Source organism: Bradyrhizobium sp. DN3, assembly GCF_041357655.1.
Classification (GTDB): Bacteria; Pseudomonadota; Alphaproteobacteria; order Rhizobiales; family Xanthobacteraceae; genus Bradyrhizobium.
Map to the genome: position 1 here is coordinate 60,397 of NZ_JAULLN010000004.1, position 13,211 is coordinate 73,607.

The 13,211-nt window shown below is 60.5% G+C and carries 11 protein-coding genes; 5 read left to right on the top strand and 6 right to left on the bottom strand.

Features of this window, described 5'->3' with window-relative positions:
- Window positions 1-1,089: 1,089 nt before the first annotated feature.
- The 5 genes from AAE027_RS07555 (at window position 1,090) to AAE027_RS07575 (ending at window position 6,580) form a co-directional block, all read left to right on the top strand.
- Window positions 1,090-1,368 (top strand): GDP-mannose 4,6-dehydratase, encoded by a 279-nt coding sequence (locus AAE027_RS07555; protein ID WP_143035347.1) that lies wholly within the window; start codon window positions 1,090-1,092, stop codon window positions 1,366-1,368.
- Between the two features lie 30 nt (window positions 1,369-1,398).
- Window positions 1,399-1,662: a hypothetical protein gene (locus AAE027_RS07560; RefSeq protein ID WP_130212384.1), complete on the top strand. Its 264-nt coding sequence runs from the start codon at window positions 1,399-1,401 to the stop codon at window positions 1,660-1,662.
- A 173-nt stretch (window positions 1,663-1,835) separates the two neighbouring features.
- Window positions 1,836-2,120 (top strand): hypothetical protein, encoded by a 285-nt coding sequence (locus AAE027_RS07565; RefSeq protein WP_130212385.1) that lies wholly within the window; start codon window positions 1,836-1,838, stop codon window positions 2,118-2,120.
- 1,668 nt (window positions 2,121-3,788) lie between these two features.
- Window positions 3,789-5,753 carry a phospholipase D-like domain-containing protein gene (locus AAE027_RS07570; RefSeq protein ID WP_370986067.1) on the top strand — a complete coding sequence of 655 codons (1,965 nt, stop codon included), beginning with the start codon at window positions 3,789-3,791 and terminating at the stop codon, window positions 5,751-5,753.
- Between the two features lie 17 nt (window positions 5,754-5,770).
- Window positions 5,771-6,580, top strand: a complete 810-nt coding sequence (locus AAE027_RS07575) for a S1/P1 nuclease (RefSeq protein WP_370986068.1) — start codon at window positions 5,771-5,773, stop codon at window positions 6,578-6,580.
- Window positions 6,581-7,052: 472 nt separating this feature from the next.
- Here AAE027_RS07575 and AAE027_RS07580 read toward each other — a convergent pair whose 3' ends face one another.
- The 6 genes from AAE027_RS07580 to AAE027_RS07605 all read right to left on the bottom strand — a co-directional run bounded on the left by AAE027_RS07580 (window position 7,053) and on the right by AAE027_RS07605 (window position 13,077).
- Window positions 7,053-8,591 (bottom strand): hypothetical protein, encoded by a 1,539-nt coding sequence (locus AAE027_RS07580; RefSeq protein ID WP_370986069.1) that lies wholly within the window; start codon window positions 8,589-8,591, stop codon window positions 7,053-7,055.
- Window positions 8,563-9,177, bottom strand: a complete 615-nt coding sequence (locus tag AAE027_RS07585; RefSeq protein WP_130212390.1) for a hypothetical protein — start codon at window positions 9,175-9,177, stop codon at window positions 8,563-8,565. Before AAE027_RS07585 ends, AAE027_RS07580 begins: the two co-directional genes overlap by 29 nt.
- Entirely contained in the window at window positions 9,177-9,506 is a 330-nt protein-coding gene (locus AAE027_RS07590) for a hypothetical protein (protein WP_370986070.1), read from the bottom strand. The genes AAE027_RS07585 and AAE027_RS07590 overlap by 1 nt, the downstream gene beginning before the upstream one ends.
- 19 nt (window positions 9,507-9,525) lie before the next feature.
- On the bottom strand, window positions 9,526-9,969 hold the full coding sequence (locus tag AAE027_RS07595; RefSeq protein ID WP_091881170.1) for a YbgC/FadM family acyl-CoA thioesterase: 444 nt from the start codon (window positions 9,967-9,969) through the stop codon (window positions 9,526-9,528).
- Between the two features lie 673 nt (window positions 9,970-10,642).
- Window positions 10,643-11,530 (bottom strand): terpene synthase family protein, encoded by an 888-nt coding sequence (locus AAE027_RS07600; RefSeq protein WP_370986071.1) that lies wholly within the window; start codon window positions 11,528-11,530, stop codon window positions 10,643-10,645.
- Entirely contained in the window at window positions 11,527-13,077 is a 1,551-nt protein-coding gene (locus AAE027_RS07605) for a hypothetical protein (RefSeq protein WP_370986072.1), read from the bottom strand. Before AAE027_RS07605 ends, AAE027_RS07600 begins: the two co-directional genes overlap by 4 nt.
- Window positions 13,078-13,211 lie beyond the last annotated feature (134 nt).

The window sequence follows — 13,211 nt, forward strand, 5'->3', positions numbered from 1 at the left end:
TCTGCGCGACCGGGCTTGGACGTGGCCATTTGCGGGGTTGTTGAAGCAGCGGCGATGACCGCGCTTCGGCACCGCTTCAGATCCGGGCAAAGGGCGACTACAACGCAGTTTCTGCATTGTTATATGCGTGCTCCAGCTTTCGTGTCAGCTTGAATACCTGTGCAACTACCCAGGTTGACGCTGCAAACCTGACCTTCAGAGCACAGCGTAACGTGATGTGCCGAGCTGTGCTCACCCGGCGTTCGGACGCGAGCCGAAAATCTCCCCCTCCGGGGACGGTGGTTTTCGGGGACAACGGTCCTCGTCGGGCTTCTCGCCGCCTGCGGGCGCTTCCATCCTCTTGGCAGAGAGGTGGCGATGCTGTTGCGGCAAATAGCGCGAAGTGCGGCTCGATCGGAAAGCTCGCGCGAACGCATAAGGTACGAGGGAAGGACTCCCAGTGGCTCGGTGCTCTGGACCAAGCGCGAAGACGAAAATGTCCGCATGCTTTATCCGGACTCCGCCGCGCTAAAGAAGGTGCTTCGACGGCGCACAAAGATGGCTATGTCTGTCGGGGCTCTAAGCTCGGAGTGTCGCAGAAGCGCCTGCAGTGGACCGCTGCCGACATCAGCCGATTGAGACGAATATACCCTAGCGGCACGGACGCAGATCTCGCTGCTGCCTTTCCGGCATTCACAAAGCGGCAGGTCCAAGCGGTCGCAAACCGTCTGAGGATTTCGAAGAAGAAGCGTTACAAGAGGACCGGCATTGCGATTATCGACGCAATACGGGATCGCGCGCTCGAGCTTAATCTAACGATGATAGATCTCGACGCCTTGGCAAAAAACGGCTGTTACTTCCAGAATTGCTGTCGCGAGCTGCCGTACGTCAACGGCCCCTATGTGTTCCGAGCAATTGTTGCACTTGGTAGCCAGTCACGATGATATGGTACTGACGTTGCCGATGGGATCGGCGGCGCCCTTCTCCGCTGGAACGGTGCCGGGGTCAGACACGGAAGCGAATCTCAGATGGCTTGGGGTGCTGCTCATCGTCTCCGGCGGTTTTGGCTAAACTCAGCCGAACATAGCGATTCGCGAAGGGATGCGATTCATGATGGTTCAATCGTTTGGTGCTGGTGATCTAGTTCGATTTCAGGCGTACACGCAGCAAGCCGCGGAGGTCGACCACGTGATAGGCATGGTGGTCGCCACGCACCAGGACATCCCGCTCGTCGGGGAGTGGGTCGACATCGCCTTCGGCGAGGTGATCCGGCGCGGCGTTCCGACGGGTCGCCTCGAGATCGTCCGGCGAGCCTCGAAGGATGCGCACGGTGATCGGTACATCGAGGACCACGAGGCGGCCGATCGGGCACGCAATTGGCCGGCCTAAGAAATGCAACTCCCGCTTCAACCCCGCCTGATGGACTACCGCGGCGCCGATCCGAAGAAGCAGCGCAAGGTTGCTGAGCACAACGCGATGGCGCAACGCGTCGCCGACCACCTCAACACGCTCATAGCGAATGATCCGGCGCCAATGCAACAGTACCTCTGGCACGGGATCGCTCGCGATCTTGGATTGACCACCGATAAGGTCGAGTCTGCGGTGATGTATGGCGGCCACAATGGCATCACCATTGGCGTGACCGACGAAGGGCGCCGAGCGGTGGCCCGCTACAAAAAGTGACACATTCGCGCGTGTTTCGTCCTTGGTTCGAGCTCACTCTTATTTTCGCTCGATTTCGGCGCACGACTCAACACGCGCGATGATTTTAGGCGTCTGTAATCGGGATTCCGCCGGCGACTCGCGGTGCGCGTGTGGTACGGCGCTCTGACAGTCTTACTTGAAGGAAATCGGCAATGGGCGTCTATTTGGTCACTTGGGATTTAAACAAACACAAGCCGAACTATGCGCAGGCGCGACAGAACCTGATCGATCACATGTCGCGCTACCCACATATTAAAGATGAGGGTCTCGACTCGGTATGGTTCATCCAGTCCGCCTCCACAGCCGACACCCTGGATTCTGACATCCGGCGATACATGGATAACAACGACAGGCTGATGGTCACGAAACTGGTGAATGGTCAGCATCAAGGCTGGTTGTCCCAAAAGGTCTGGGACTGGATCAAGGCCCGCATCTAACTGAAGGGCATACGCTGGTTACCGTTCATTCTACTTTTGCGATTTGAAGGATTAATATGACCGATTCTGATTTCGACGATGCCCCGCAGTGGTATTGGGCAGCGGACAGCGGGCATGGATTAGACATCGAGGCCTTCGAACGGGCGGATGATCGGTTTGTGATCGCAAGTGGTCGCGAGAGCTATGGGCGCGCGTTCGTCGTGAGGTCGATCCGCGTAGCAACTGCGCCTGGGGTGCTTTCGGGTCTCCTGATGGCAAGGCGACCCTCGCCGACTGCATGAGGGTGTTCCTGCAAGCCCGTGAAGTCTACGGCGTTTCCTTCAACAGACTTGTGCTGGAGTTCGCGCGAGTGCCTGCTTTCGCGAAGTTCATAAAGGACAATCCGTCCGACTTGGGAAACTCAATTTCCAATCCGATAGGTAAGGGCCCGCTCCCACGATCAGCTTACGACAGCAACATCGAGCGTCAGCTTGGTCAACGTATCGCTGACACATTGGACTTGGAGGAGGATTGGTGGGTCTGAAATGGCCCCCAATGAGTTCATGGGACGGACTTAGCCCCGGCCAATTCCTGGCGCGGGTCGCTTTTTCACTCGCTGCTACGGCCGCAGTCGTCGCCGTGACTTTCTTCGCAATCCGCTACATGGCAGGCTTTCATCGATGATCACAGCAGGCGCGGTGCTCGAGCATCGCTCTGCCGCCGCAAACGGATAATCGTTGCAACAAAAACCGCGAAAGAAGCCGACAAGGCGCCGAATTTCGGCGCCAATCCGAGATTTGTTGCATTAATCGATTTTCATTGAGCGCTACAATTTCAGCGCTGAACGAGGTGCCTCACGAAGGAAATTTCGGCGGTCTGGAAGGCAACGGAATAATTGGCCGCATCTAGTTTGGCTATTGCTGCACAGGAGCAGAACATGGCTAAGCATTTGTATCGTCTCCGCATGGGGCCGTATGTCGGGAACCTGTTTCGGCGCAGCAAGCATGATTTACAGCAGAGGCTCTGGCTGCAATATAACCTGATGCGGCTTGGGTGCGACCTGGCGCAATCCAGCCCAGCCCCGAGTAAGGGAAATCACTACTGCGATTTAAGCCGCTCACCAAGTCGACTTCAACTAGCAGCCAGCCTGCCTAGAGTCCGCAGCTCTGGCTCTGCGGGTCTTCATTGAAGACGATTTTGAGCGGCGCGACCGTGGCCCACCTCAACCGCTGTCCATGGAGAGTATAGCGATGGCGAATGAACAAGATGTCTGGATTACGTACCTAGGAGGGGAGATGTGGGGAAATTGCGCGAAGCTTTGATTGTTTTTGTCGGCGGGTCGGCCTTGGCTTTCTCCCTTGCCCGGATCTTGCGAAATGCTTCAATCACCTGAATGCCACTGGCCCAGTTTCCAGCTCGGGGATCACGCGCGGGCCGCGCTGCCAAACGCGGACCGTCAAAATTTTGTTCGCGCCTTAGTTGACTTCTGGAGCGTGATGTCTTCACACTGGCCCACAACTTAAGGTAATTTTCCGCATTTTATTACCAAGCCAGAGGGCTTGCCTGGACGCTGGTAGATCGCGTCGAACGAACTCACACTGAAAATCAGGGACCGGCGGACAAAAATGTCCGGAGCTGGAGGGTTGAGTTATGCGCATAAGAGCAGCATCGAGGTCGCGAAAGCTTCAGGTGGCGGCGTTCGCCGGGACCCGCGCGATCCTTATTGCTTTGAATATGTCCGACAGCGACCGCAAGGGCCTGCTGGGCTTTGCCTTCAAGCGGTCAGTCGGCAATGCGCCCGGTGAATGGCTGACGGGGATGAAGACCTTCCCGAGCCTGGCTCCAAAGGAGCCGACCGGTCATGCCATGCATTTTTCGACCGATGAGAGCCCTGTGCAGAGCTTCCTCTGGTCGGACTACGAGGCCCAACCGGGAACGAAGTACAATTTCGAAGTTACGGCGATGTATGGCAAGCCGGGTGCGCTTGAACCCCGCGAGACAGTCACCTTCGAGGTTCAGACCGAGGCTGCCGATGATGGGCAGCATGGGATCTGGTTCAATCGCGGCGCGATCGCCAGCCAGGCGTTTGCCGATCAATTCGGCAACAAGTCCCTCACCGATGACGACTACAACGATCCAGCCAACAAGGAGGTGGCATGGCTGTCGCGCGGTCTTCTCGAGGCTTGTCTTGACTACATCCGGAAAACACCGGCTGGTGACGGTTTGCGGGTCTGCGCCTACGAGTTCACCTACCAGCGCGTCCACGAAGAGTTGATCGAGGCCCTCAAGCGCGGAGTTGATGTCCAGATCATCTATCACGCGACCAGCGCAAACAAAAAAGCGATCAAGACATCGGGGCTTTCGGCGAAGAAAGGCAGCAAGCAGATCCTCTTCGAGCGGACCCGGCCGAAGACGCCGCACAACAAGTTCATCGTGCGGCTGGAGAAGAACAAAACGCCTGTTGCGGTCTGGACGGGCTCGACGAATTTCACGCCGTCCGGGTTTCTCGGCCAGACCAATGTCGGGCATCTCGTGACCGACAAGACCGTCGCAGCAACGTACCTGAAGCTTTGGACCGAGTTATCGATGAACCCCGAGTCAAAGGAGCAGCATGCGAATTCCTTTGGACTCTCGCCAAACCCGAAGAACGTCATCGACAAGGGAACGACACTCGTTTTTTCGCCGCGTCCCAGCGACCGCATGCTTAACTGGTACGGGGCTCGCGCCGGCGATGCAGTAACTAGCGCTATGTTTACGGGTGCCTTCACGGTCGATCCCAACATTCTGGGGCCGATGGCAAAGCAGGCACCCGCCATGCGATTCATCCTCATCGAGCGCCCTCCGACCCACGAAGTTATCCAGGCGCAGGCCAACAATCCGGCCGATCTGATGTTTTCGTATGGTGCCATTCTCGGCAAGATGCAGTTGCAGCAGGCCGACGGCCATGATGAGGACGGGAAGAAGACCAAGAAATGGGTGCCGATCCCCCACTTCAAGATCGAAGAGTGGTTCCTGGGCGAGGAATTGGAGCGCAGGAATGGTCAGGGCTTCGTCTTCTTCATCCACACGAAGTTCTTGCTGGTCGACCCGTTATCGAATGATCCGCTCGTCTTTACCGGCTCGGCAAATTTCTCCGGCGAATCCCTCAAATCCAACGACGAGAACATGCTGCTGATCCGGGGTAATACGCGGGTGGCCGACATTTACCTCACGGAGTTCGACCGGATTTTCCGGCACTTCTACTCGCGCGACGCCGCCAACAATATCGCCAAGCATGGCGGCCAAACGAAGTTTGGCCTGCTCGATGATACCGACGGCTGGGCGCACGACTATTTCGACAAGACGAACGCGAAAAACCACCGTCGTGAGATGTTCTTTGCCGATCCCAGCAAGTCCTGGCAGGCGGCTGCCGCCAAGGACGCCGACGTCTTCGTTGGTGAAGGTGTCCGCGGTGGTAAGGGCAAAAAGGCCGCAAATGGCGCCGCAGTTCCAGTTGCTCGGGCAGCCGCCAGAAAGAAGACTGCGGAAAAAAAGAAGGGCCTCAAGGCCGGCAAGAAAGCCGCCGCGACGAAAAAGGCAAAGAAGAAGGCCAAGAAGGCCGCCCCGAAGGCCAAGGCGACAAAGACGAAGATGCGACCGGCCCGCAAGCGTTGACAAGTGAGGACCAAGCCATGCGCGTATTTGCCATTCTGTTCATCGGAATGATCGCGTTAACGGACAGGGCCTTCGCGTGGGGAGACGAAGGACATCAGATCGTTTGCGAGATCGCTTACCGGCTGGCGACGGTTGATACCCGGGCCGCCATTCGCAAGCTGGTGCGTAACGATCAGGAATATGACACATTCAGCGAGGCATGCATTTATCCGGATCATCCGCACAGGCGTGCTCCCGAGCATTTCGTCAACCTGCCGCGCACGGCGCATGAGCTGCCGCCCGAAGGCTGCCCGGGAGAGAACCCATGCGTCCTGAGTGCAATCGAGAATGACTCAACGATACTCGGCTCCAAAGGCAAGCCGGCGGACCGGCTGATCGCCCTCAAATTCCTCGGGCACTGGGTTGGCGACATTCATCAGCCGCTCCACGTATCCTTCGCGGACGACAAGGGCGGCAACGGCATTGACGTAAGTGGCCTGTGTTCTGGGGTGCTGCACGCAACCTGGGACACCTGTCTGGTTATGAAGGCCGTCGGCAAGGATGTTGACGCTGCCGCGTCCGATCTTATCGACACGCTCACCCCCGCCATGAAGGGGGAATGGGTCCAATCCGAGCCCCGCGACTGGGCCAATGAATCCTTCGCCATCACCGAAGCCGTCCAGACGCATTACTGCGCCATGCAAGGAGGGGCATGCTCGAAAATCGAGGGCGCGCAGGTCGAGATTGATGAGGCCTATATCGCGGCCAACACACCCATCGTGCGAGAGCGCCTCTTGAAGGCCGGCGTGAGGCTCGCTCATCTTCTTGACAAGCTTTTTGCCGACTAGGCAACGATGGCGCACGCTGAAGGGTGATCAGCTTGTTTGCGGCCAGTACGTATGGCGCTAGAGAACGTCGACTTGAAGGCCTTGGATAGTGTAAACGGCTGCGAGCATATGCGCTCGGATTACGTCTTCGGACGCGCGCGTATGACTTGATACCAAATGTACGATGCTCCAAGCCGTAGCCACGCGACCGGCGTTTGAAACATTGAACTAGGCGATAGTTCTTGGTGGCAAGCTGGCTGTCGGTGTTGGAGTGAGTTGCCAAAGCTGGGCTTGAACCTGTTCGAAATTACTGTGGCTAGCGCGGCTGAAAGCTACTGAGCTGGGTCGACTCGTTGCCGAGAGGACTTGAGCTTGATCCAACTGCTGTGCAGCGCCTGCGGGATGCCCATGGCGGTCCTGCACCCGGTAGCCATTCAAAATTGCCTCGGAATCACTCCCTCGCTTGAGACGAATCGCTCCAGCGATTCCCGTTTCAACCCACGGACGCTTCATCGATCGTGAACCGGGCGTCTCCCATGTCGCCCGGATTGTTCGCAGATCGCTCGAAGAAGCGGAGGAAGAGTGTCTGCGGCGTGCCCCCGAATTCGACATCGCTGAGCCGCCACTCGAAATTCCGGCTGGCGATGATCGTTCCTGCGCCGTCGGCCTCGCGCATGATATCGCGCACGGCGAGCTCCGTGGAACTCTGGTCGTCAGGACCAGTCATCAGTCCGATGCGCGGATAATTCTCGGCGAGCGGCTTCACCCCGGCAATCGCTGCGCCTAACCGCAGCGGCCGATGCTCCACCGGCTTCTCGGTCAGCGACATCTGCGAAATCGCGGTGCGACGCTGGCAATCAGCCGTCCCCACCAGAAGAGGCGGCTGCGGTTTGCCCGGCTCGAGAGGTGGCAACTTGTCAGGTCCCGGTGCCGATGGTTCGAGCGCCGGCATCCATGGTGAAGTCGGCGCCCGTTGCAACGCAAGCGGCAGCGTTCCAGCATTGCTGGTCACGAAGCTGAAGGTCTTGAAGCTGCGGCCGCAGGCGATGCGGGGAACTCGCGCGAAGTCATTGACCGCGAGCGGGGCATGCGGATCGTGCCGGTAGAACGGGCGTTGCATCTCGACGCTTGGCTGGGCGTCGTTGTCGGCGATGTGGGCTTCGAGCGCCCGGTCTGCAAACGGGAAGCCTGGTACTCGATGAACATGGGACTGCGGCCATCGCTTGCCGCCGGCAACATCGGAGGATCGCACCCAGCACGTCGGTGCCCGGCTTGTCGATGTCGCCGGTCCAGCCAAGATCGGCGAGATTTGCGTAGGCCCATTGGTCAGGTGGGGAGGTTCCCGTATCGGAGCGCTGGATGGCCACGGCAATGCCGTTGAGATGCTTCCCGAAGTTGTCGATCCGGCTACCGTCGATGGTTGCAGCGATCTGAATCGGAATCGGATAGGGCGCGCTGTCGGAATGAAGCGGGCGTTCGGATCGTTGTATGCGTACAGCGGCTGGATGGCGTTCCAAAATGCTCTTCGCAATTGCAGCCGCAATGGAAACTGCGTGACGACAGGCAGTCCGGCGATTTCCGGCCGCAGCACGGTTGTTCCGAAGCCAGGAATCGGTTTCGGCTTCTCAAAGAAGCGAGCCTCGTAGAACGAACTGGTTCGCAGCAGTTTGAGCAGATAGCCGAGGAGCCTTCTCGGCTTTTTCTTGGGCGGGTTGGCTTCCACGTAGGTCAACAGATCGTGGACGAATGTATGTCCGACCGCGCGTCGCATTGCTTCGGCGCCATTGAAGTTGCCCTTGAGCACGGTTCGATAGTCGGCCCAGGCCATATCGATGGCAAGCTGTACCGGTGGCATATACTTTGTCTTGTCTGCTGCGTTCATGCCTGTTGTGATGGCGTCTGCGAGCAGGGCAGGAAAACGTTTGTTGGCGGGAGGTGACGAACCGTCGGCCATCGTTTCGACGGTCTCGATCAGACGCATGATCGCGGCTTCCGTGCCGGCTTCATCGTGCAGCGTCTGCTCGAGCTCCATCAGCTTGCGCGAGATGACAGGTCCCGACTTGCCGACCAGCGAGTTCAGGTAGGTGGCATGTTGTTGACTGACGCTTCGTTCCCATCGGAAAGGCCTCGAGCAGTGCGGTGACGAGCCCGGACTCGTCGAGCGTCTCAGGCGGCGCAGACAGGCCGTAGACGTGGCGCAGGGCCCCGATGAATGGCGCCTCCACGATGCTTGTCGCCATCAAGGGACTGTTCCTGAGCACGTCTCGGAATGCGCCGGTGAGACGCGAAGCCTTCATAAGGTCGGGCTCGACCGGCAGCCTCGCATTGATAAGCTGCGTCTCGATCCGTGTCGCCAGAGCAGTCACGAACGGCGCAACGAGCTCGCCTTCGCCGACCGTGTCGCCGCTGGAGATGGCGGGCTTCAGGAACGCGATGATGAGATTGTCGAGCGCCGAAACCAACCGCGCGACCACGTACCATTGCGTCGCCGTTTCAACCCATGGATACTGGTCAGGCTGCGCTCCCGAGTTGAGCTTACGGATGCCAAACGCATCCTCGAACGCTTTGAGCTCGTCGTCGCTGGTGCCGTGCGGGAGCAGCCCGAAATTGGCCGTCATCAAGGATGCAGCGCGTTCCTCCAGCCATGCGAGCAGGCGGCGGATATTCTCGGCATCGGGTCGACCTGGAAGTAGCCGTCCTTATTCACCTCGGACGGCTGGAACGGAATCGTGGTGAGTCCGGCGCCGATCCAATTGGTTCGGCAGACCGCATTGCCGAAGTCGCCAAGGGGATCGTTGGAATAGTCCGGCGCGACCTCATCGTCGGGAGGACGAGGCGGCGGCGGAGGAGGATCGGGGAGTGGTGGAAAGAACGCGGCGAACACTGGTTTGACGATATCGCAACAGAACGCTGACCCTTTGATTTCATTAGGGCGCTGGAAGGTCATAGCGTGAATAAAGGAGAGCTTACCTATGCCCTTCGACGGCGAGCCGCAGCGACTTTGGGATGCGTCGAGCCTTTCCGCCCGAGATAAACGCCACGCGTGCACGCGCCGTGACTAGGAGATCGTCACCTCGCCTGCATTCCTGCAGCAAAGCAATTGACGCGCCCCTTACCTCTTGCGGGATCGTGATCACGTCAAGCAGGTCGTCCAGGACCGCCGGCTTTAGAAAATCGATTGTCATCGAACGGACAACGAAGGAAAAGCCGGGCGCATCGTTCCCCGTTGCTTCGAGCAGCGCTTGCTGATTGGTTCCGAGCAGGCGCAAGTAATTCGTTCTGCCGCGTTCCATGAAGCGCAAAAAATTCGCGTGATAAACAATCTGGCCAGCGTCAGTATCTTCGAAATATATGCGGACCTGCAAATGATGGTTGCCGTCGCGAATTTCGCCATCAAGAGAGGCTGTCACAGTGGGTTTCCCTTTGGGCTTCTGGGACCAATTGTCTTGCACAGAGGCGCTTTCTTCGGCAAGCGCTAATCGTGAGCTTGGCTCCTGCAGCGCGGCGGGATTCGGATCGGCAGAGGTCATCGAGCCAGGAGCGAGCCACACCTTTGCGGCGGGGCTCTCACCAACTTGGTTCTCCACTGGTTGTACGAGCGCTTCCCGCTTCTGCCAACTATGCTTCCCGAAGCCGCGCAGGCAGTCTTCGATCTGGTCTCCACCAATCGTGGTGACTTGATGGACCTCGCCGCCATCAGGCACGTCAGCTAGTGCGGGTTTCGAGGCTGAAGGGCTGACCGTCAAAAACACGGGCAACTTCGTCATCCTCGATTGGCTTTGACGATCTCAGCGCGCTCGGAGGCTGATTGGGTGGTCGGCCCCTACGGCATCAGTGTGCCGGAATGAGGTTGTTGCAAATCTCAGACAAAGAAGAAGCCGTCCGTGTGAGATCCACATTGGCATGGGTATGTCGAACACGCTTCAATAGCGGGCGATGGATGTTTCGGCAAACCGTCCGCACTATGGACCATCGTCACTTGTTGGTCCCCAGCAGACCATCGCACCATATGTGTTCGACGCGTCCCCACTGGCAGCAGCGCGGCGCACGCCGCCGCCTCCCGCGCGTTTAGGCCGGCGCACGCTAACTTTGCCCCGCAGCGTCGCTGCGGTAACGGATGGTCGAGGTCTGGTAGTACTGCGCGCGGATGGCCGCCATCGCCTCGATCAACGGTCCCCACGGCGCCGGAAAGCGTTCTTCCGCCATCACCCGGTGCAGCATGCGCGTATGGCCGGCCAGCTCGTCATTGAGGAACTCCACCACAGGCATACCCGGATAGCGCTGCAGCAGCAGGATCGCCGCGTTGTCGGCCTCGCCGGCCGACCTGTCCTTGTCGCGTCCATGCAGATCGTTCTGCAGGCGCCCTATCGCGGAGATGAGCCGCAGGACCTGGCGAAACGCCGGACGCGCGCGCAAGGTCGCCATGTCCAGCCCCCACAGCAACGACAGGCAACAGAACACGTTCGCGTAGGCGATCGAATTGATGCCGTTGTGCAGGTACTCGGCGTAGGACCAGCGTTCCGCCCCTGCCGCCTGCGCCTGTCGGGCGCGCAGCGCCGCGCAGTAGCACCGGGTATCGTCGAGAAGCTGAGCATAGTCGCGACGATCGTAGGCAAGCGCGGCCAGCGAAGCGCGCAGCACAGCGCAGCCCTCGAATCCGGGGAGCGTGCACGGCTCGCCCTGCCCCAGCGCCTGCTCCACCGCGGCGAGCTGCTCCGGCGCGATCAGGCCAAGGTCGTTGCAATCGTCGAGCCAGAACAGCAGCGCCAGTTCGCGATAGAACGCCACGATCAGCGTTTCGTCCTGCGGATCGCGGCCGGTGCAGGCGCTGGTGTCGCGCAGGCTCGGGTTTATGCGCTGCAGGATGTACTGGCCGCCCCTGACCGCTTCCGCGGCATGCTCGTCGGCGAACCCGGTCAGGGAATACCCCCACTCCAGCACCTGCTGCAGCGCGCGTTCGGTCTGGATCATGGCGCCGCTCCTGCGCCCTCGGCCAGGACATGCCGCCCCCAACGAAGCGCCAGCCATAACCCGGCGAGTTCGGCCACGCGCACGACCCGGGTGGGGCAATACAGTTCCTTGCCGATCCACAGCGGCGTCTGCGGCAATGCATGCGCCGCATGGCGGGCGAGCATCCACCCCAGCGCACGCGCGACCGCATGCGCGATGCGCCGGCGCCCTGTCGGTTCTTCGCTGCCGTCCATCACGCGCAACGCGAACAGCGCATAGGCGGTTTCCTCGAATGTGGACGCGCGACCGGCGCCCCAGCCGCCGTCGTCGCGCTGCGCCTGCAGCAGCGCCGCCAGCGCGCGCTCGTCGCGCCACTGGGGCTTGCCTTGCGCCAGCGCAGCGACCGCATGCGCGGTGGGATACAGCCACGAAACGTGCCATTTTTCGTTGTCCCATAGACCGTGCGGGTTGCGATTGGCCTCGACGTACGCGCTGGTGCCCGCGGCGGGCTTTCCCAACAGTCGCAACGCATGCAGGGCATGGATGTTGGTCGACACCGATGCATTGCGCTCGTCGGGAAAGGTGACGAACAGCTCGCCGATTTCGAAATGCCGCAACGCATCGACCGCCGGGTCGCGGCCTGCAAGGTGCAGGACGCACAACGCAACGGCGGTGTCGTCCGCATCAGCCGCGAAGTGCAAGGCCGGGCCCAGACCGCGCACGCCCAGGCGGGCGTCGAGCTGCGCGACGATCACACGGACCGCCTCGGCGAGCGCGGGATGCGCGAACAGCCCGGCCAGATGCAGGGTGTACAGCGACCAGCATGGCTCGAACACATTGATCGGCCAGACGTTGGGAACGACACCTTCGATGCCGCTGCGCGTCGCCCGCGATGCCGCCTGCAGATACGCGTCGGCGCGCCCGACCTGCGGCGTGCTCCCCTGTGTCACGGCGTGAGCACGCCACGCGGCGGTGGCCGCCGGACTGATGCCGATGCTGCCGTCCTCATCCGGGCATGCGGTGCTCGGCAACGTCCCCCAGGCTTCCCAGGAGTGCAGCAACGGATGGCCGCTCGGCAATGTCGCCACCGCCCCCAGCTTGACCAGGCGCGCTTGCCGCAACGGCAACAGCGCCGGGTGGCGCGGAAACGCTACGCCACCCAGCAAGGATGCGGCCTCACCGCAAAACTGCGGCAGGATCAGCTCCGCGCCGATCGGCGCATCTTCCGGCACCGCATGCGCGTAGGGATCGGGCTGGCGCTGGAGGAACCGCCTTGCAGCCTGCACCGCGTCGGCAGCACCGGGAAGAGGATCGGCACGCTGCAATGCCAGTAATGCCGCCCACGTGGGCGTATGGCGGAACAGCGGGAAGTCCGCGCTTCCCCATCCGCCGTCGGCCTGTTGCTGCGCGATGAGCCAGGCGTATGCGTCCTGCCGACCGGTGACGTTGCCGTGGAAGCGCAGCGCTCGCGCCGTGTCGTAGACGGACGGACCGACGCTGCCGCCATCGCTCATTTCGCTCAGCAGGCGGCGCAATTCGGAAAGGATCTGTTCGGACAGCGCGTTCACGCGGGATGTTCCTTTTGCAGACGGTTGAAGAGAAACCGGGATTGGGCAGACGCCGCGCATGTCGCCGCAGGCCCGTCGCATAGGCAGCGCCGGACGGCCGACCTGCTCCGGCGCGGCGACGCCCCCCGATGCTG